An 18,823-nucleotide genomic window follows, 5' to 3' on the forward strand; every position below is an offset into this window, starting at 1 on the left:
GACGACGTCCGCCCGGGGCCGTGGGCCTCGGGCGGACGTCGTGCGCGGCGTCAGGCCGAGCGCTGGCGGGTGCGGAAGGCCTGCGTCGCGAGCCAGCCCATGACGACCGCCGCGAGCGCGAGCAGCCCGAGCCGACCCCACACCACGCCCCAGTCCGGCGAGGCGGCGAGCGCCTCGCGCCCCGCGACGACGGCCCAGTCGAACGGGTTGTACCGCGCGACGTCGGCCACCCAGTCCGCGGACAGACGCGTGTCCATCACGGCGGACGACAGGAACATGAGCGGCAGCGTGATGAGCTGCGAGATGCCGATGAGCGCCTCCTGCTGCCCGGTGAGCAGGGCCATGGCGTTGCTCAGGGCCGAGAAGAGGGCCGTGAGCAGCACGACGGCGAGCAGCAACGCGAGGACGCCGAGCGTCGTCTCGCCGGGCGTGCTGCCGAACCGCGCGCCGCACAGCCACGCGACCGCGAGCACGACGAGCGCCTGCCCGACCGCGATGACGGCCTGGTAGATCATCGTCGACGCCATGAGCGCGCCGCGCGACGCCGGCGACGTGAGGAAGCGGTCCATGACGCCGCGGTCCATGTCCTGCACGTACGACGTCCCGGCCCACGCCGCCCCGAACATCGCCGTCATCATGACGACGCCGGGCGTGATGAACTCGAGGTACGTCCCGCCCGTGGAGAACCCGGGGATCTCGACGACCGCCTGGAAGAGCTGCCCGAACAGCAGCAGCCAGATCATGGGCTGCACGAGGTTCATGACCATGAACACGGGGATGCGCGCGCCCTGGCGCAGCGCCCGCGCGGTGAGCAGCCCGGTGTGCACGACGGCGGTCATGCCGCCACCCCCTCGACGGTCGCGCCGGCATCGGCTCCCGGGCGGCCCCCGGCCGGCGCGTCCGCGGAGGACTGCGCGGCCGTGAACGTGCGGCCCGTGTGCCGCAGGTACACGTCGTCGAGGCTCGGGCGCGCGAGCGTCGCCGACGCGACGGGGAGCCCCGCGGCGTCGAGCGCGGTGAGGACGGCGGGCAGCGCGACGGCGCCCGAGTCGGCCCGGGCGCGCAGGGTGCGGCCCTCGACGTGCACGTCGCGGACGCCCGCGCACGTGCCGACCGCGGCGGTGACGCGGGCCGCGAGGGCGGCACCGCCGTCGGGCAGCCCGGACGCCGCGGCGGTCGGGGCCGCGAGCTCGACGACGATCCCGTCGCCGCGCAGCTCGTCCTTCAGCGCGTCGGGGGTCCCCGCGACGGCGACGCGGCCGTGGTCGACGATCGCGAGGTTCGCGGCGAGGCGGTCGGCCTCGTCCAGGTAGTGCGTGGTGAGGAGGATCGTCATCCTCTCGCGCGCGGTCATGCGCTCGATCTCCGCCCACATCTCGGCGCGCGCCTCGGGGTCGAGCCCGGTCGTCGGCTCGTCGAGGAACAGGACCTGCGGCCGGTGCACGATCCCCATCGCGACGTCGAGCTTGCGCGCCATGCCGCCGCTGTACGTCTTCACGAGGCGGTCGGCCGCGTCCGCGAGGGAGAACCGGTCGAGCAGCTCGGTCGCCCGGGTGCGGGCGGCGCGCGCGCCGAGGCCCTGGAGCCGGCCCGCGAGGACGAGGTTCTCGCGCCCGGTGTCCATGGGGTCGGTCACGGGCTTCTGCGCGACGTAGCCGATCGCGCGCCGCACGCGCTCGGGCTGGCGCGCGACGTCGATGCCGGCGACGGTCGCCGTGCCCGAGTCCGCGCGGCTGAGCGTCGTGAGGATCTTGGCCGTCGTCGACTTGCCCGCGCCGTTGGGGCCGAGCAGGGCGAACACGGTCCCCGCGGGCACGGCGAACGACAGGCCGTCGAGCGCGTGCACGGGCGGGCGGCCGCGGCCGCCCGGGTAGGTCTTGCGCAGGTCGACGGCGTCGATCGCCGTCTCCCGCGCGCGGGTGGTGGAGGGCACGATGAGGCTCCTTGTGTCGGGAGCCGTCTCGCCGGGGGTGGCCTCTCCCGCGCGGCTAGCATGGGAGGGCCCTGGGTGACTGTTGACGCAGCAGTTCCGTCGGTTCCGGCGGGACGACTCGGGCTCGGTGGTCCGGATGTTGGCGCATCCGGGCCACCACTCTTTCTCCGTCCGGCGCGCGCCCTCGTCGGGCGCGCGCCGGTGGTTCAGGGGGTGAGGTCGGCGGGCAGGTGGCGGCGCACGACCTCCTCGATCTCCTCGGGCGAGGCACCCGCGGCGCGCAGGCGCGCCATCTCGGCCCAGCCGTCCTGGCCACCGACCTCGCCCGCCTCCAGGCGTGCGGCGAACCGGTCGATCCACGTGCGCTCCGCGCGCAGCATGGCGAGCCGGTAGTCGGCCTCGACGAGGAAGATCTCGGGCAGCCCGGCCGCCGCGGCGCCGGCGAGCCCGGCGTCGCGCGTGCGGATCTCGTTGTCGAGCGACGCGAGGCGCGCGCGCAGGAGCGCCGCGACCTCCTCGGGCGAGAGCATCGCGATGAGCGACAGCCCCGCCTCGACGTCTGGGTACTCCTTGGACGGCACGGCGAGCAGCTCGCGCAGCCACGCGGCTGCCTCGACCTTGCCCGCCTCCGTGATCTCGTAGACGACGCGCTCGGGCCGGTTGCCCTCGCGCTCCGAGTGCGACGGCGTGATGAAGCCGTGCTTCTCGAGCGACTTGATGACGGAGTACAGCGAGCCGAAGTTGAGCCGGATGCTGTCGTCCTTGCCCCGCTCGCGCAGGGTCGTCGTGATCTCGTACGGGTACATCGGTCGCTCGGCGAGGCTCGCGAGCACGGCGAGCGCGAGCGGGTTGGACACGGGACGACGGGACATTGCTCACCTCCGAATACTTGATTCAGAGTATTCGACATCGGTTGTTCGCGCAAGAGTCCCCCCTTCCACCGGTCGAGCATGCCGGCCGTCCGGGCGTCGGGGCGGGCGGCTCGCATGCTCGGCGCGGCGGACCCGCCTGGTCGCCGCCGACGCAGGGCTCGACGACGGTCGTCGCGCATGATGGGTCCATGCAGATCCGCGTCGCCGCCTACGCCGTGATCGTCCGTGAGGACGGGAGGATGCTCCTCCCCCACTGGAGCGAGGGAGGCCGCGACGGGTGGACCCTGCCCGGCGGCGGCATCGACCCCGGCGAGCACCCGGAGGCCGCGGCCGTCCGCGAGGTGCGCGAGGAGACCGGCTACGACGTCGAGCTCGACGGCCTGCTCGGCGTCGACAGCATCGTGATCGACGCCGAGGACCGGCTGCGCGCCGAGGACCGCGACCGGTCGCTCCACGCGATCCGGATCGTCTACCGCGCCCACGTGGTGGGCGGCGGGCTGCGCGTCGAGGAGGACGAGTCGACCGACGACGTCGGCTGGTTCACGCCCGACGAGGTCGACGCGCTCCGGCGCGTGGGGCTCGTCGACCTCGGCCGGCGCTGGGCGGGCCTGCTCCCCGTGCCGTCGTGACCCGGCCCGGCCGTGCCGGTGCGCGGCGCCACCCCCGTGCGACGACGCGGGCGCTCGCCACCGGCGTCCTCGCGCTCGTCGTCCTCGCCGGGTGCACGCCCGACGACGGCACGTCCTCACCGAGCCACGGCCCGGTCCCGACGACCCGGGCGGACGGCACGTCCGGCGAGCCCGGCGACGACGGCACAGCAGAGGCAGGTGGCGACACGACTGCGGACCCCACGGTCGTGCGGGTGCCCGTCGGCTCGGCGACCGTCGAGGTCGCGGCGCCCGCGCTCGCGTCGACCGCGGAGGGCGAGGGTGCTCCGGCCGCGACTGTCTCCCCGGGCGAGGAGGGCGCGTCGGACGTCTCGCTCGTGCTCGCCGACGCCCCGGCTCTGGTCTCGGTCGAGCACGGCTCGCTCGTGCGCCACCCGGACGGCACCCTGACCGTCCTGGACGACGCCGGCACGCCCGTCGGCGGGCTCGACGCCCCGCGCGTCGTCGGTCCGCCCGCACCCGACGCCCCCGGCGTGCGGGTCGCGCTTCTGGATGCCCACCGCGCGGAGGTGACGCTCGCGCCCGCGACCGGGACGCCGTCGGGCACCACGCCGGACGCCTCGTCCGGTGCCGACGAGACGAGCGGGACCGACACCGGCCCGCCCGCGGCCTGGGACGTCGTCGTGACGCTGGGCACGCAGGCGGTGCGGAGCACCGACTGGGGCGAGCGCGAGGGCGGACGGTCGCTCGCCGTCGACCCGACCGCGTGGGCGCGCGCCGCGGGCCAGGCGGGCCAGGAGCTCGTCTGGGCGCAGGTCGTCGCGGCCGAGCCGGAGGCCGACACGCCGACGATGCACGACCAGCTCGTGTGCCACGCGGTGGGCGCCCCGGACAAGGCGACGTGGAACCTCGAGCCGTGGCGGCCCGACGTCGGGCTGCTCGCCACGATGGCGGCACGCTGCAACCCGACCTGACCGGCAGCGCCCGTGCCGCGCCGAGCACGACGTCGCACGCGGTCGAGCACGACATGGGGGTCGTTCTCAGGTCCAGAACGACCCCCATGTCGTGTTCGGCGGGATCGGGGACCGGACGGCAACGGCCCGGGCGGCACGACGGCTGGTGGGCGTCGTGCCGCCCGGGCCCGACCTCGGCGGCGGTACCGCTCCGCCTGCTGTGCCGAGGACGTTCCGGGGACGGGCCGGTCAGGGGCCGGCCGCCATCAGGTCAGTGGGCCTGGGGGCCGCCCTTCGCGGCCTTGCGCAGCGACTTCTCGCTCCGCGGCTCGTCGCCGCTCGCGCGCAGGCGCCGGTAGTAGTCGCGCGCCTCGTCCTGGCGCTCCTTCTCGATGCCGGTCGCGATCGTCGCGCGCAGGTGCTCGGGGCCGTACCCCCACGCGTCGACGAGGTCCTGCGCGTGCGGGCGCAGGCGGTCGATGAGGCGGTCCAGGTAGCTCGTGACCGTCCGGGCGCGCTGCGTCGAGAGACGACCGTTGAGCAGGTACCACGCGAGGTGGCGCTCGACGAGGCTCAGGCCGAACAGGTCGCGCACAGTCGTGAGGACCTCGCGCGTGCCCGCGTCCTCGATCGTCTCCAGCGCCTGCGTGAAGGCCTCCCAGCGCAGCAGCTCCGCGTGGGCCCGCGCCGCCTCGACGAGCTCGACCTGGTGGGCGTTGAAGAGGTTCGTCGCCGTCTCCGGGTCGGCCTTCTGGGCGGGACGCAGCGCCTGGGCCACGTCGGCGACCATCGTCTCGACCCGGTCGGTGAGCAGCGCACGCTGCGTCTCGGGGTCGCGCAGGTGGCCGGCGGCGCGGCGCGGGTCGCCGACGTCGGCGAGCGCCTGCGCGGCGCGCTTGAGCGGCGTGCGGTGCAGGGCCATGTCGCCCGCGCGCTCGACGACGACGCGCGCCATCTGGCCCGGGGTGATGCCCTTGAACTGCTTGCCGTAGTCGGCGAGCAGGCGCTTGGCGACGAGCTGGAGCAGCACGGTGTTGTCGCCCTCGAACGTCGCGTAGACGTCGAGGTCGGCGCGCAGGCTCGTGATGCGGTTGGCCGTGATGAACCCGGCCCCGCCGCACGCCTCGCGCGTCTCCTGGAGCACGTCGAGCGCGAACCGCGTGCTCGTCGCCTTGAGCGCGGCGGCCGTCGTCTCGAGGTCCTCCCGCTGCTCCGGGGTGTCCTCCTCGCCCGAGAACACGGAGTGGAACAGGTCGAGCAGGCGGTCGTGCGCGAAGTGCGCGGCGTACGTCTCCGCGATCGGCACGATCAGGCGGCGCTTGTGCGTGCCGTAGTCGAGGAGCACGACCTCCTCGGTGGCGCTCGCCCCCGTGAACTGGCGGCGCTCGTTCGCGTACCGCACCGCGATCGCGAGGCCGAGCTTCGAGGCCGTCACGGCGGCGCCGTCGAGGGACACGCGCCCCTGCACGAGCGACCCGAGCATCGTGAAGAACCGGCGTCCCGGGCTCTCGATCGGGCTCGAGTACGTGCCGTCGGCGTCGACCGAGCCGTAGCGGGCGAGCAGGTCGGTGCGCGGGATCCGCACGTGGTCGAAGTGCAGTCGGCCGTTGTCGATGCCGTTGAGGCCGCCCTTCTGGCCGTCGTCCTCGCCACCCACGCCCGGCAGGAACGGCAGGCGCCCGAGCTCGTCGCGCTCCCCCTCGACGTCGCGGATCGGCACGTAGAACGCGTGCACGCCGTGGTTGACGTTCTTCGTGACCAGCTGCGCGAACACGACCGCCGCGACGCCGTGCACGCCCGCGTTGCCGAGGAACTCCTTCCACGCCCCGCGGAACGGGGTGTGGATGACGAACTCCTCGGTCTCCGGGTCGTAGGTCGCGGTGGTGCCGATGCTCGCGACGTCGGACCCGTGGCCGATCTCCGTCATCGCGAACGCGCCGGGCACCGAGAGGTCCATCGCGCCCGGGAGGAGGCGGTCCTGCTGCTCGGGCGTGCCGAGGTGCAGGATCGCCGCACCGAACAGGCCCCACTGGACGCCCGCCTTGATCTGGAGCGACGGGTCGGCCGCGACGAGCTCCTCGAACCCGGCGAGGTTGCCGCCCGCGTCGTCCGCGCCGCCGAGGCGCTCGGGGTACCCGCGCCAGACCTGCCCCTTGCCGACGAGCAGGCGCATCTGCTCCAGCACGCGCTCGCGGTGCTCGCGCAGGGTCAGGCCCTCGATGCGCTGGAACGCCTCCTCGCCCGCGGTGGCGCGCGCCGTCGCGCGCAGGTCCGCCCACCGGCCGAGCAGAAGCTTCTCGAGGGAGGCGACGTCGACGCGGGCCTCGCCGTGCGGCGTCGCGCTCGCGTCACCCGTGGTCGACGCGCGCTGCGCGAGGGCGGGACGGTCGGACGTGGCGGTCATGGGATCTCCTTGAGTTCTGAGGCGGTCGCCGGGTGCTCAGGGCGGTCGGTGGCGGGGCGGACGCCGTCGCGACGGGTCGCGGGCGACGTGCGCCGGTCGCCGTGGGAGCGGGGGGTGCCCGGGTTGTGGGAGAGGACGCCGACCGGCCCGGCCCAGAGCCAGGCGGCGACGCGCTCGGTGAGCTGCTCGCGGTCCGGGACGTCGGCCCGGTCGCGATGGCCGAGCCACCACTCCCCGGCGCCCCGCACGAACCCGACGGCGCCCGCGGCCCAGGCTGCGGCGTCGGCGGGAGAGACGTCGGTGACGCGCGCGAACGGCTCGGCGACGAGCTCGATCACCGAGTCGAGGAACGCCGCGAGGGGTGCGCGGCTCGCGCCGGTCGTCCCGTTCGTGAGCCCGCTCGCGGCGAGCTGCGCGGCGGGCTCCTCCGTCCCCGCGACGGCGCTCGTCCGGGTGACGAAGTAGTACACGTTCGGCGAGCTCTCGATCATCTCGAGGTAGACGCCGACCATCGCGCGCAGCGCGCGCTTGGGGGTCTCGGCCGACTCGGCGGCCTGGGTCAGCGCGTCGTGCATCTGCCCCACGACGGCGGAGCCGAGCGCGACCTGCAGTCCCGTCTTGTCGTCGAAGTAGCGGTAGATGATCGACTTCGACGTCCCTGACGCCGCCGCGATCTCGTCCATGGAGACCCCGGGGCCCCCGCGGTGCACGGCCTTGCTCGCCGCCCGGATGAGCTCCGCGCGGCGCGCCGCCCGGTGCTCGTCCCAGCGGGTCGACCGGCCGTCCACCGCCGCGCCCGGCTGCACCCGTCCTCGGGTGGCCGCTCGCGCGTCGGCACCTGTGTTCACGTCGCCCTCCGTTGCGCCCGACCTCGATGTCGTCGGTGCCTGTTCCGCGGCACCGCGTCGGGCAGGGCACGGCCCTGTGACCCGACTCACGAAACCGAGAGTATCAGGTACTCTTGGTATTGGACACCAGCCGGCCCTCTCCCCTCGCCTCCGCGCGGCGTCGACCGCGGCATCGCCGTCGATCTCGTGCAGAGGCTCACTCCCGGGCCGGGACCGACGCAGCGCAGCGAGCACGGACAGGAAGTGAGGCACAGTGGCCAACCGCACCAGCCCCCGCCAGACCCCCGAGCAGGCCCCCGAGCACGTCCCGGCGACCAGCACCCCGGGCGCCCCCCGCGACGCCTGGGTCGTCGGCGGGAACCGCATCCCGTTCGCGCGCGCCGGCAAGAAGTACTCGTCCGCGAGCAACCAGGAGATGTTCACGGCCGCGCTCGACGGGCTCGTCGCGCGCTTCGGCCTCCAGGGCGAGCGGCTCGGGGAGGTCGTCGGCGGCGCCGTGCTCAAGCACTCGCGCGACTTCAACCTCGTCCGCGAGTCCGTGCTCGGCTCGTCCCTCTCCCCCGAGACCCCCGCCTACGACCTCCAGCAGGCCTGCGCGACCGGCCTCGAGGCGACGATCGCCGTCGCGAACAAGATCCGGCTCGGCCAGGTCGAGTCGGGCGTCGCGGGAGGCTCCGACACCGTGTCCGACGCCCCGATCGCCGTGAGCGAGGGCCTGCGTCGCGCGCTGCTGGAGGCGAGCCACGCCAAGACGTTCGGCCAGCGCGTCAAGGCGTTCGCCAAGGTCCGCCCCGCCGACCTCGCGCCCCTGACCCCCGCGACGGACGAGCCGCGCACCGGACTGTCGATGGGCGAGCACCAGGCGATCACGACGGCACGCTGGGGGATCGAGCGCGAGGCGCAGGACGAGCTCGCGCTCGCGAGCCACGAGCACCTCGCGGCCGCGTGGGACGCCGGGTTCTTCGACGACCTCGTCACCCCCTTCCGCGGCCTCGTGCGCGACGACAACCTGCGCACCGACTCGTCGCTCGAGAAGCTCGCCGCGCTCAAGCCCGTGTACGGCAAGCGCCTCGAGGGCGTCACCCCGACCATGACCGCGGGCAACTCGACGCCGCTGACCGACGGCGCGTCGACCGTCCTGCTCGCGTCGGCCGACTGGGCGCGCGAGCGGGACCTGCCGCTCCTCGCGCGCGTCGTCGACGCCGAGACCGCCGCGGTCGACTTCGTGCACGGCCACGAGGGCCTCCTCATGGCCCCCGCGCACGCCGTCCCGCGCCTGCTCGCGCGCAACGGCCTCGCGCTCGGCGACTTCGACCTGTACGAGATCCACGAGGCGTTCGCCTCCACGGTCCTCACGACGCTCAAGGCCTGGGAGGACGACGAGTACTGCCGCACCGAGCTGGGTCTCGACGGCGCGCTCGGGTCGATCGACCGCTCGCGGCTCAACGTCAACGGCTCCTCGCTCGCCGCGGGCCACCCCTTCGCCGCGACCGGCGGCCGCATCGTCGCGACGGCGGCCAAGCTCCTCGCGCAGCGCACCGCCGAGACCGGGGCGCCCGCACGGGCGCTGATCTCCGTGTGCGCCGCGGGTGGTCTCGGCGTCGCCGCGATCCTCGAGTCCGTCCCCGCGACCGACACCCCCGCCTGACGGCCCGACGACCCGAGAGGAACCACCGTGACCGACTCCTACGTCCAGGCCGTCAACTCCGGCTTCACGAAGACGCTCGCCAAGAAGCTGGGCCTCCCGCGCCCCGCGGTCCTGCGCCGCTTCCGTGCGGGCGACCCGCTCACCGTCGGGCCCGTGCTCGTCCTCGGCGGGACGCCAGGCGTGCGCGACGACGCCGACCGCGTCGCCGAGGCCCTGCTCGCCTGGGACCTCGACGTCCGCCAGACCCCGGACGACACGACCCGCTGGGGCGCGGTCGTCGTCGTGCTCAGCGAGATCGAGCGCCCGGAGGACGCGTCGGCGCCCGTCATGGCGCTCTCGGCGACGCTGCGCCGCCTCGCGCCGAACGGCCGCGTCGTGACGATCTCGCGCGCCCCCGCCGACACCGACTCTCCCGAGCTCGCCGCCGCCCGCGAGGGCGTCGACGGGTTCCTGCGCTCCGTCGCGAAGGAGCTGCGCTACGGCGCGACCGGCAACGGCATCCAGGTGACCGACGACGCCCCCCTCGACAGCCCGAGCGTCCTCGCGACCCTCCGCTTCTTCCTGTCCGCCAGGTCCGCGTTCGTCGACGGCCAGCTCCTCCGGGTCGGCGCCGCCACGCCCGCGGACCAGGGCTCTCCCTCGGCGGGTGGGACGGCCGCCGGAGCCGACCAGCCGCTCGCCGGCAAGGTCGCCGTCGTGACCGGCGCGGCGCGCGGCATCGGCGCGCAGGTCGCCCGGACGCTCGCGCGCGACGGCGCGAAGGTGGTCGTGGTGGACGTGCCCGCGGCGGGCGAGGCGCTCGCCAAGGTCGCGAACGAGATCAGGGGCACGGCGCTGCAGCTCGACGTGACCGCCGACGACGCGGGCGCGCGCATCCTCGAGCACGCCCGCGCGCGGCACGGCGGGCTCGACGTCCTGGTGCACAACGCGGGGATCCTGCGCGACAAGCTGCTCGCCAACATGTCCGCGGACAAGTGGGACGCCGTGATCGCGGTGAACCTCGCCGCGCAGCTCCGCATCACGGAGTACCTGCTCGGCGCGAACGGGTTCTCGTCCGCGCCGCGCGTCGTGTCGCTCGCGTCGACGAGCGGCATCGCGGGCAACCGCGGCCAGGCGAACTACGCGTTCTCGAAGGCGGGCGTCATCGGCCACACGCGGGCGTTCGCGCGTCGTCTCGCCGAGGTCGGGGGCACGGCGAACGCCGTCGCGCCGGGGTTCATCGAGACGGACATGACGGCGTCGATCCCGTTCGTCCAGCGCGAGGTCGCGCGTCGCGTCGCGTCGCTCCAGCAGGGCGGCCAGCCCGTGGACGTCGCCGAGGCGATCGCGTTCCTCGCGTCGCCCGGGGCCGCGGGCGTCAACGGGCAGGTGCTGCGCGTGTGCGGGCAGAACGTGGTGGGCCGGTGACCGCCGCGCCCAGGTCGCCCGACGGCGCCGCTGCCGCTCCCGCCGGGACCGCCCCCGCGCGCGTCGAGACGCTGCCCGCGATCCCGGGGCTCGGCGGGCTGTACGTGCGCGGGGTCGCGGCGTCGGGCCGGATCGCGGCGGCGCACCGCCTCCCCGGGGGCGGCGGCCGACGCGACCTCGCGCTGCCCGACGTCACGTACCGCGTCGCGGGCGTGCCGACGGGCGACGACGCCGCGCCCGGCCACGTGGGCAGCGCCGCGCACCTCGCGCGGTACGCGCGCCTCGTGGGCGAGGCCCCGTCGGAGGTGCTGCCCGCCGGGTACCTGCACGTGCTCGGCTTCCCCCTCGCGACGGCCGTCATGGTCCGGACGGACTTCCCGCTGCCGCTGCTCGGCATGGTGCACCTCGCGAACGCGGTGTCCGTGCTGCGTCCGGTGCGGCTCGGGGACACGCTCGAGGTGCGCGCCTGGGCGGAGCGGCTGCGGCCGCACCGGCGCGGGGTCCAGGTGGACCTCGTCACCGAGGTCTCCGTCGAGCGCACCGACGACGAGCGCGCGGCGGGCAGCGGCCTGTCGGCGACGACGCTCGCGTACCGCGGCGTCTCGACGTACCTCGCGAAGGGCGTCACGCTCCCAGGCGACCCGGCGGACGAGGACACCGAGGCCACCTCGGGCGTCGACGCCTTCGTCGCGCCGCTCCCGACGGCGCGCTGGGCGCTCGGCGCCGGGACGGGCCGCGCGTACGCGGCCGTCTCCGGCGACCGGAACCCGATCCACACGTCGGGGCTCGGCGCCAAGGCGTTCGGGTTCCCGCGCGCCATCGCGCACGGCATGTACACCGCCGCGCGGGCGCTCGCCGAGTCGGGGCCCCGCCGCGGTGACGCCTACGACTGGACGGTCTCGTTCGCCAAGCCGGTCCTCCTGCCGAGCACCGTCGACGTGGCGCTGCGCCCGGCGGGCGACGTGCCCGCCGCGGTGCGGGACGCCGTCGGGCAGGTCCCGCCCGCCGTACCGGACGGCGCGGGCGACCCGACGACGGGCGTCGTCTACCAGGCGTGGGACGGCAAGGGCCGCCTCCACCTCGCAGGCCGGGTCACCCCCCGCCCCTGACGCCCCGCTGCCGAACACGGGGTTGGTGTCGCTGTCGAGCGGATAGCGACACCAACCCGTTCTCGACGCCACGGAGGCTCGTGCTCGGCGAGCCCGCCGATCAGGCCAGACGGGCCAGCAGGCCGTCGCGGACGGTCGGCCACTCGTCGAGCAGGACCGAGAAGTAGGCGGTGTCCTGGCGCGACCCGTCGGGCGCGACGCGGTGGCTGCGGAGCACGCCCTCGGGCACGGCGCCCAGACGCCGGATCGCGCCGATGGACCGGCTGTTGCGCGCGTCGGCCCGCAGCGCGACGCGCGCGACGCCCAGGTCCTCGAACGCGTGCCGCAGCAGCAGGTACTTGCACGCCGGGTTGGTCACGCCGCCCCACCACTCGCGCGCGTAGAACGTCGAGCCGAGCTCGATCCGGCCCTGGGAGGGCACCCACTCGTAGAGGGACGTCGACCCGCGGACGACGTCGGCGCCGTCGGTCGCGGCATCGGTCCCGGGGCCGACGACGGCGAACGCGAGCCTCCCGGGGGCGGCGACGGCGTCCCGGACGTACCCGGCCATCGCGTCGGTCCCGCTCGGCACGCGGCTGGACATGCCGGCCCAGATGCCGTCGTCGACGAGCGCGCCGAGCGCGGGCGCATGGCTCTCGTCGAGCGGGACGAGGCGGACTCCGAAGCCTTCGAGGGTGGTGTCGTGCAGCACCCGCACATCCCACCACACCCGGGGTGCCCGACCGCGTGCGAGCGACCGGGACCGTGCCTACGGTCGAGCGGTACCGACGAGAGGAGCACTCATGGGACTCGGAGACAAGGCCAAGCACGCCGCCGAGGAGGCGGGTGGCAAGCTCAAGGAGGGCGCGGGCAAGCTCACGGACAACGAGCGGCTCGAGGCCGAGGGCAAGAAGGACCAGGCGAAGGCTGACGTCAAGCAGGCGGGCGACGACGTCAAGGACGCGTTCGACCGCTAGTCCCTGCCCCTGATCTGCTCGCGAGGGCTCCGCTCCGGCGGGGCCCTCGCGGCGTTCCGCGTCCGCGGCACCGCCGTCGAGCCTGCCGGCCGGGGCGACGGGTCTACGACGCGGCGAGCGGGAGCGGGGCCACCGGGTGCGCCGGGGCGAGCACGGGCACGACGCGTGGCGCGTTGATGCGCTCCAGGAGGCCGACCTCGACGGTCGGCCACTCGGGCGCGAGGATCGAGAACATCACGGAGTCGGCGCGCGTCCCGTCGGGCGCGGTGCGGTGGCCGCGCATGACGCCCTCCTCGTAGGCGCCGAGCCGCCGCATGGCCCCGAGCGAGCGCGTGTTGCGCGTGTCGACGCGGAAGCCGACACGGTGCACGTCCCACGTCTCGAACGCGTGCCGCAGCAACAGCCACTTGGTCACGGGGTTGACGAGGCTCCCCCACGTGGAGCGGGCGTAGAACGTCCGGCCGACCTCGACCCGGCGGTCGACGAGCGACAGGTCGCGAAACGCCGTGCTGCCGAGCACGTCGCCCGGGGCCCCGTCGGGGCCGGTGGCGCGCACGACGAAGCCCGTCAGGTCGGGCGCGGCGCGCGTCGCGGCCACCAGCTCGGCCATCCCCGCGACCCCGAAGGGCATGGGGATGCTCATGCCTGACCACATCGCCTCGTCGACGAGGCCGGCCAGTGTCTCAGCGTGCTCCAGGGCCAACGGCTCCAGGCGGAAGCCGTGCCCCGAGAGGACGACGTCGTGCAGCACAGCGCATATCAGAGCACACGCGGACGACGCCGCCAAGAGGCTCCGGCGACACGGTGGACAACGCTCGTCGACGCTCGGGTGAACAGCTGCCCGAGCGGCCGCGAGAGAGCGACGCCCGTCCGAGGTAGCGACGTCCGGTGCCTCGACGGGGCTGCACGTCGCTCCCTCGGCGGGAGGTCGCTATCTCGTGGTCATGCGGCGGGGCCGCACCCCGCGGCGTCGGCGAGGAAGCCCGCCGCGGCGGTCGCGAAGAGGCCCTCCAGGCCCGAGCCCGCCGGTACCGGGCGCGGGTCGTCGGCGACGGCCCAGCAGCCGTCGACGACCTCGTACCGCGTCGTCGGCCCCTGTTCCACGTACGACCGCACGGCCTCGACGAGGCGGACGACGTCGGCACCCGTCGTCCCGACACCGACCGACGCCCGGATGGCGCCCGCGTCGTACCCGAGGCGCGCGAGCAGCGGGTGGGCGCAGAAGCGACCGTCGCGCACGCCGATGCCGTGCTCGGCGGAGAGGTACGCGGCGACGAGGCCCGGGTCGTGGCCCTCGACGGAGAACGTCACGACGCCGACCGGGTCGACGGCGTCCTCCCAGACCCGCACGACGCGCACGCCCGGGACCGCCTCGACGCCCGCGACGAGCGCGGCGCGCAGGGTCGCCTCGTGGGCGTGGAGGTCGGCCGGGTCGAGCGCCGCGAGCGCGTCGCACGCGGCCGCGAGCGCCGCGGCGCCCACGACGTTCGGCGACCCTGCCTCGTGGCGCGCGGGCGCCGTCTGCCACTGCGTGCCGGTGAGAGCGACCTGCCGCACCGCCCCGCCCCCGGCGAGGTACGGGGTCCCCGCGTCGAGCCAGTCGCGGCGACCCACGAGCGCGCCTGCGCCGAACGGCGCGTACGTCTTGTGTCCGGAGAACGCGACGTAGTCGACCCCGGAGCCCGCGAGGGAGAACCCGCGGTGCGGGACGAGCTGGGCGCCGTCGAGCACGACGCGCGCGCCGGCGTCGTGGGCGGCCCGCACGACGTCCGCGACGGGGAGCGACTCGCCCGTGACGTTCGACGCCCCGGTCACGGCGACCAGCGCGTACGGGAAGCGTGCGAGCTCGGTGCGCAGGCCGGACAGCGTCTCCGCAACGGACGCGCCGCCGGCGAGGACCGTCGCGCCGCCCGTGCGCTGCCACGGCAGGAGGTTCGCGTGGTGCTCGACGTCGAGGACGAGCACGCGCCCGGGCGTCCCGTCCGCGTTCGCCGGGACGCAGCCCGCGAGCAGGTTGAGCGAGTCGGTCGTGTTGCGCGTGACGACCGTGACGTCGTCCTCGCGCGCGCCGACGAACGCGCCGATCGTGCGGCGCGAGGCCTCGTAGAGCGCGGTCGAGACCTGCGACAGGTACCCGGCGCCCCGGTGCACGCTCGCGTAGAGCGGCAGCACCTCGGTCACGCGGTCCGCGACCGAGCGGAGCGCCGGCGCCGACGCCGCCACGTCGAGGTTCGCGTACGGGACGCTCCGGCCGTCGACGAGCGGGACGAGCGTGTCCGCGCCGACGACGGGCAGGAGCGCGGGCGCGCCGGCGACCGCTGCGAGGTCGGGGGCCTCCGAGACCTCGGTCGGACACGAGACGTGGGCGAGAGCAGTCATGACACAGTCCTCCGAGGGCAGTCCGGGGACGGTGATCCCCGCGCTTGCCGCGCGCCGGTCGGCGTACGGCCTGGTCGTCACCCGGGGCACCCCGCCGCGAGAGGAGGGTTGCCGGCCAGCAAACCGGGGTTTCACGCTGGCACTCATGACCTGCGTCCAGGATGTGCGCGCGGGACGGAGCGTGTCAACCGGTGGTCACGGTGTCTCGGATGGCGGGACGCAGTCCATGGGCAGGTCGAGGCGCCACCCGGACTCGTCGACCTCGAACGCGTCGAGCACCGCGCCGGTCCGCGCGTCGAGGACGACGACCGAGTCGGGCGGCCACTCGGCAGGGTCTCCCGGTGGCGTCTGCGGAGGACGCTGGAGCCGTACGCCGTTCGTGTGCGCCTCGACGACCTCACCGGTGCGCGTGCTGACCAGCACGACCTCCGGGTGCGCGTCGGCGTAGGCGTCGCACGCCTCGCCGTCGCCGTCCGAGGTCCACCAGCCCTCGTACCCGCCGACGGTGTGCTCGGCCAGGTCGATCGGCTCCCCCGTGTGCGCGTCACCGTCGAGCGCCTCTCGGGAGGGGAAGGGCGAGACGAGGTCCTCGTCGGGTTCGACCTGGACGACCCGCGGCCGCTCGGTGGGCAGCCCGGGGACCGCGTCCCCGACGACGTGCACCACCGTCTGCGGGGCGTCCTCGCCTCCGGGCGCCGTCCACAGCAGGACGACGCCCGTCCCGACCACGCCGGCCGCCACGGCCGCGCCCACCGCCCGTCGTCGCACGCTGGCCACCGTCTCCCCCCTTTCTCTCCCGGGACCCCCGCCCCGGCGCGCGATCACGCTAGCGCGACCGTCCGACGTCGGGCACCCCCTCCCGGAGGCCGCTCCCCGAGACGGGCGTTCCACGCGTCGGACGGGTGGCGTACGATCCCGAGCAACCATCCGGAGCGGCCGAGTGACGTGGCACGTCGACGCCGCAGCAACCCCCCGGTCCGTCGCGAGGCGGCCGGGCGCAGGGTGCTACTGCCACGATCGATGGAGGAGGACTCATGAGCGACCAGTCCCAGCAGACGTCGGCCGTACCCGACGCGCGACCCGCCGTCGGCTACGCCGGCGACCTCACCCCCCAGCAGGCGTGGGACCTGCTGACGAACGACGAGCGCGCCGTCCTCGTGGACGTCCGCACCGAGGGCGAGTGGCGCACCATCGGCGTTCCCGACGCCACGGACCTCGACCGCGACGTCGTGTTCGACGAGTGGGTGACCCCGGCCGGGCCCAACCCGCGCTTCGTGAACCAGCTCGTCGAGGCGGGTCTCACGCCCGGCGACGAGCGTCCCGTCGTGTTCCTGTGCCGCTCGGGCCAGCGGTCGATCGGCGCCGCGCGCGCGGCCACGGCCGCCGGTCTCGGGCCGTCGTACAACGTGCTCGAGGGCTTCGAGGGCGCCCAGGGGCTCTCGGGCCTGCGCGACGTCGAGGGCTGGAAGGTGCGCGGCCTGCCCACCACGACCTACGACGAGGCCGCCCGGTGAGCGCCGCGCAGCCCGGGAGCGTCCCCGGCGGCTCCGGCCGCAAGCCCCTGCCCGCGAGCGCGCGCCCCGCGACGCTCGCCGTGCGCGGCGGCCACCACCGCACGGAGTTCCAGGAGACCTCCGAGGCGTTGTTCCTCACACAGGGGTACACGTACGACCGCGCCGCCGACGCCGAGGCGGCGTTCAAGGGCGAGCTCGACCGGTTCGTCTACTCGCGCTACGGCAACCCGACGGTGCACGCGTTCGAGGAGCGCCTGCGCCTGCTCGAGGGTGCCGAGGCCTGCTACGCGACGGCGTCCGGCATGTCCGCGGTGTTCACGTCGCTCGCCGCGCTCGTCGGTTCCGGGTCGCGGATCGTCGCGGCACGTGCGCTGTTCGGGTCGAGCATCGTCATCTTCGACGAGATCTTCGCCAAGTGGGGCGTCCGGACGGACTACGTCGACGGGCACGTGCCCTCCCAGTGGGAGGAAGCACTGTCCACGCCCGCGGACGTCGTGTTCTTCGAGACGCCGTCCAACCCCATGCAGGACATCGTCGACGCGCGGCGCGTGAGCGAGCTCGCGCACGCCGCGGGCGCGGTGGTGGTGCTCGACAACGTCTTCGCGACGCCGCTGCTGCAGAAGCCGCTCGAGCTCGGCGCGGACGTTGTCGTGTACTCGGCGACCAAGCACATCGACGGGCAGGGCCGCGTGCTCGGCGGCGCGATCCTCGGGACCGAGGAGTACGTCAACGGGCCCGTGCAGACGTTCCTCCGCAACACGGGGCCGTCGCTCTCGGCCTTCAACGCGTGGGTGCTGCTCAAGGGCCTGGAGACGCTGCCGGTGCGCGTCGCGGCGCAGAACGCGGCGGCCGCGCAGGTCGCCGAGGCGCTCGAGCAGCTCCCCGGGATCGGCCGCGTGCGCTACCCGTTCCTCGCGTCGCACCCGCAGCGCGAGCTCGCGCGGTCGCAGCAGAGCGGCGGCGGCACGGTCGTGACGTTCGACCTCGCCGTCCCCGAGGGCACCGACCCCGAGACGGCGAAGAAGCGCGCGTTCACGTTCCTCGACGCGCTCCAGGTCGTCGACATCTCCAACAACCTCGGCGACGCGAAGTCGCTGATCACGCACCCCGCCACGACGACGCACCGCAAGCTCGGCCCCGAGGGCCGCGCCGCCGTCGGGATCGCGGAGACGACCGTGCGCCTGTCGGTGGGTCTGGAAGACCCGCTCGACGTCATCGAGGACGTGGAGCAGGCGCTCGACGCCTGACGACCCTCGCGCCGACGATGTGGTCGTGGCCCGTCCCGGCGTCGGGACGGGCCACGACAGCATGGTCGGCGGGCAACAGGCGCCTGGTCGGCGCGTGCTCCGGAATGGTGTGGACCGGCCGTGCGGGCCTTCGTAGCGTCGGGGGATGCCCGACGCGATCTTCGACGACCCTCGCCTCGCCGCGCTCTACGACCCGCTCGACCCGGACCGCAGCGACCTCGACGCGTACGTCGCGATCGTCGACGAGCTCGGCGCGCGGCGCGTGCTCGACGTCGGGTGCGGCACCGGGACGTTCGCGTGCCTCCTGGCAGGGCGTGGGATCGAGGTGGTCGGCGTCGACCCGGCGGGCGCGTCGCTCGACGTCGCGCGCACCAAGCCGGGCGCCGACCGCGTGCGCTGGCTGCACGGCGACGCGACGACGCTCCCGCCGCTCCGGGTCGACCTCGCGACGATGACGGCGAACGTCGCGCAGGTGTTCCTCACCGACGACGCGTGGGCCGCGACGCTGCGCGGCGTCCGCTCCGCGCTGGTCCCGGACGGGTGGCTGGTCTTCGAGACGCGCGACCCCGCGCGCCGGGCCTGGGAGGGCTGGGTCCGCGAGGCGACGACCGTACGCGTGGACGTGCCCGACGTCGGGCCGGTCGAGTCGTGGACCGACCTCACCGACGTGTCGCTCCCGTTCGTGTCCTTCCACGACACGACCGTGCTGCCCGACGGCACCGAGCTGCACTCCGACTCGACGCTGCGCTTCCGCGAGCGCGACGAGGTCGAGGCGTCGCTGGTGGCGTGCGGCTTCGAGGTCGTGGACGTCCGCGACGCGCCCGACCGCCCGGGCCGCGAGTGGGTGTTCGTCGCACGGCGCGCTGAGCCGGAGGTCAAGTGACGCACGTCCGAGGGAGCGACGCGCTCCGGCGTGCGCCTCTCGGTCGGGCGTGCGTCAGCCGG

Annotated in this window: 18 protein-coding genes and 1 riboswitch; of the genes, 9 read left to right on the top strand and 9 right to left on the bottom strand. The window is 74.9% G+C overall.

What is annotated here, in order from left to right; all coding sequences use genetic code 11:
• Positions 1 to 50: 50 nt before the first annotated feature.
• The 3 genes from ABWU78_RS02500 to ABWU78_RS02510 form a co-directional block, all read right to left on the bottom strand.
• Entirely contained in the window at positions 51 to 839 is a 789-nt protein-coding gene (locus tag ABWU78_RS02500) for an ABC transporter permease (protein ID WP_253055175.1), read from the bottom strand.
• Positions 836 to 1,933 (bottom strand): ATP-binding cassette domain-containing protein, encoded by a 1,098-nt coding sequence (locus ABWU78_RS02505; protein ID WP_253055174.1) that lies wholly within the window; start codon positions 1,931 to 1,933, stop codon positions 836 to 838. Before ABWU78_RS02505 ends, ABWU78_RS02500 begins: the two co-directional genes overlap by 4 nt.
• Before the next feature lie 206 nt (positions 1,934 to 2,139).
• Positions 2,140 to 2,805 carry a PadR family transcriptional regulator gene (locus ABWU78_RS02510; protein ID WP_253055173.1) on the bottom strand — a complete coding sequence of 222 codons (666 nt, stop codon included), beginning with the start codon at positions 2,803 to 2,805 and terminating at the stop codon, positions 2,140 to 2,142.
• A gap of 188 nt (positions 2,806 to 2,993) precedes the next feature.
• On the opposite strand from ABWU78_RS02510, the gene ABWU78_RS02515 reads away from it, so the two are divergent.
• A complete protein-coding gene (locus tag ABWU78_RS02515; protein ID WP_290445700.1) occupies positions 2,994 to 3,434 on the top strand; it encodes an NUDIX hydrolase in 441 nt (146 codons plus the stop codon).
• A complete protein-coding gene (locus tag ABWU78_RS02520) occupies positions 3,431 to 4,387 on the top strand; it encodes a DUF2599 domain-containing protein (RefSeq protein WP_253055172.1) in 957 nt (318 codons plus the stop codon). Before ABWU78_RS02515 ends, ABWU78_RS02520 begins: the two co-directional genes overlap by 4 nt.
• Positions 4,388 to 4,637: 250 nt before the next feature.
• Here ABWU78_RS02520 and ABWU78_RS02525 read toward each other — a convergent pair whose 3' ends face one another.
• Together ABWU78_RS02525 and ABWU78_RS02530 are read right to left on the bottom strand one after the other, a co-directional pair.
• Complete coding sequence (locus tag ABWU78_RS02525) at positions 4,638 to 6,770, bottom strand: acyl-CoA dehydrogenase family protein (protein WP_439157468.1); 2,133 nt, start codon at positions 6,768 to 6,770, stop codon at positions 4,638 to 4,640.
• Complete coding sequence (locus ABWU78_RS02530) at positions 6,767 to 7,618, bottom strand: TetR/AcrR family transcriptional regulator (protein ID WP_353707469.1); 852 nt, start codon at positions 7,616 to 7,618, stop codon at positions 6,767 to 6,769. Before ABWU78_RS02530 ends, ABWU78_RS02525 begins: the two co-directional genes overlap by 4 nt.
• A 253-nt stretch (positions 7,619 to 7,871) precedes the next feature.
• Between ABWU78_RS02530 and ABWU78_RS02535 the strand changes: the two genes are divergently transcribed.
• The 3 genes from ABWU78_RS02535 to ABWU78_RS02545 are packed head-to-tail and all read left to right on the top strand — an operon-like array spanning position 7,872 to position 11,782.
• The gene (locus ABWU78_RS02535) at positions 7,872 to 9,266 is read left to right on the top strand and encodes an acetyl-CoA C-acetyltransferase (RefSeq protein ID WP_353707468.1); all 1,395 of its coding nucleotides are present in this window, start codon (positions 7,872 to 7,874) and stop codon (positions 9,264 to 9,266) included.
• A gap of 27 nt (positions 9,267 to 9,293) precedes the next feature.
• The gene (locus ABWU78_RS02540) at positions 9,294 to 10,673 is read left to right on the top strand and encodes a 3-oxoacyl-ACP reductase (protein ID WP_353707467.1); all 1,380 of its coding nucleotides are present in this window, start codon (positions 9,294 to 9,296) and stop codon (positions 10,671 to 10,673) included.
• On the top strand, positions 10,670 to 11,782 hold the full coding sequence (locus tag ABWU78_RS02545; RefSeq protein WP_353707466.1) for a MaoC/PaaZ C-terminal domain-containing protein: 1,113 nt from the start codon (positions 10,670 to 10,672) through the stop codon (positions 11,780 to 11,782). The genes ABWU78_RS02540 and ABWU78_RS02545 overlap by 4 nt, the downstream gene beginning before the upstream one ends.
• 100 nt (positions 11,783 to 11,882) lie before the next feature.
• On the opposite strand, the gene ABWU78_RS02550 is transcribed toward ABWU78_RS02545, so the two are convergent.
• A complete protein-coding gene (locus ABWU78_RS02550; RefSeq protein WP_353707465.1) occupies positions 11,883 to 12,473 on the bottom strand; it encodes a GNAT family N-acetyltransferase in 591 nt (196 codons plus the stop codon).
• A gap of 91 nt (positions 12,474 to 12,564) precedes the next feature.
• Here ABWU78_RS02550 and ABWU78_RS02555 point away from each other — a divergent pair, with 91 nt between their 5' ends.
• Positions 12,565 to 12,738, top strand: a complete 174-nt coding sequence (locus tag ABWU78_RS02555) for a CsbD family protein (RefSeq protein WP_047233613.1) — start codon at positions 12,565 to 12,567, stop codon at positions 12,736 to 12,738.
• 103 nt (positions 12,739 to 12,841) lie between these two features.
• Here the strand turns inward: ABWU78_RS02555 and ABWU78_RS02560 are convergent, their stop codons facing one another.
• From ABWU78_RS02560 to ABWU78_RS02570, 3 genes are all read right to left on the bottom strand, one after another.
• A complete protein-coding gene (locus tag ABWU78_RS02560) occupies positions 12,842 to 13,489 on the bottom strand; it encodes a GNAT family N-acetyltransferase (protein ID WP_353707464.1) in 648 nt (215 codons plus the stop codon).
• A gap of 191 nt (positions 13,490 to 13,680) precedes the next feature.
• Entirely contained in the window at positions 13,681 to 15,117 is a 1,437-nt protein-coding gene (locus ABWU78_RS02565; protein ID WP_439157469.1) for an aminotransferase class V-fold PLP-dependent enzyme, read from the bottom strand.
• A gap of 35 nt (positions 15,118 to 15,152) precedes the next feature.
• Positions 15,153 to 15,268, bottom strand: a riboswitch (SAM riboswitch).
• A 44-nt stretch (positions 15,269 to 15,312) separates the two neighbouring features.
• A complete protein-coding gene (locus ABWU78_RS02570) occupies positions 15,313 to 15,885 on the bottom strand; it encodes a hypothetical protein (RefSeq protein WP_353707462.1) in 573 nt (190 codons plus the stop codon).
• A gap of 266 nt (positions 15,886 to 16,151) precedes the next feature.
• On the opposite strand from ABWU78_RS02570, the gene ABWU78_RS02575 reads away from it, so the two are divergent.
• From ABWU78_RS02575 to ABWU78_RS02585, 3 genes are all read left to right on the top strand, one after another.
• Positions 16,152 to 16,631: a rhodanese-like domain-containing protein gene (locus tag ABWU78_RS02575; RefSeq protein WP_353707461.1), complete on the top strand. Its 480-nt coding sequence runs from the start codon at positions 16,152 to 16,154 to the stop codon at positions 16,629 to 16,631.
• Entirely contained in the window at positions 16,628 to 17,878 is a 1,251-nt protein-coding gene (locus ABWU78_RS02580; protein ID WP_439157470.1) for an O-succinylhomoserine sulfhydrylase, read from the top strand. Before ABWU78_RS02575 ends, ABWU78_RS02580 begins: the two co-directional genes overlap by 4 nt.
• Positions 17,879 to 18,023: 145 nt before the next feature.
• Positions 18,024 to 18,761: a class I SAM-dependent DNA methyltransferase gene (locus ABWU78_RS02585; RefSeq protein ID WP_353707460.1), complete on the top strand. Its 738-nt coding sequence runs from the start codon at positions 18,024 to 18,026 to the stop codon at positions 18,759 to 18,761.
• The last annotated feature ends 62 nt before the right edge of the window (positions 18,762 to 18,823 follow it).

It is taken from the genome of Cellulosimicrobium sp. CpK407 (assembly GCF_051844275.1).
Taxonomy (GTDB): domain Bacteria; phylum Actinomycetota; class Actinomycetes; order Actinomycetales; family Cellulomonadaceae; genus Cellulosimicrobium; species Cellulosimicrobium cellulans_G.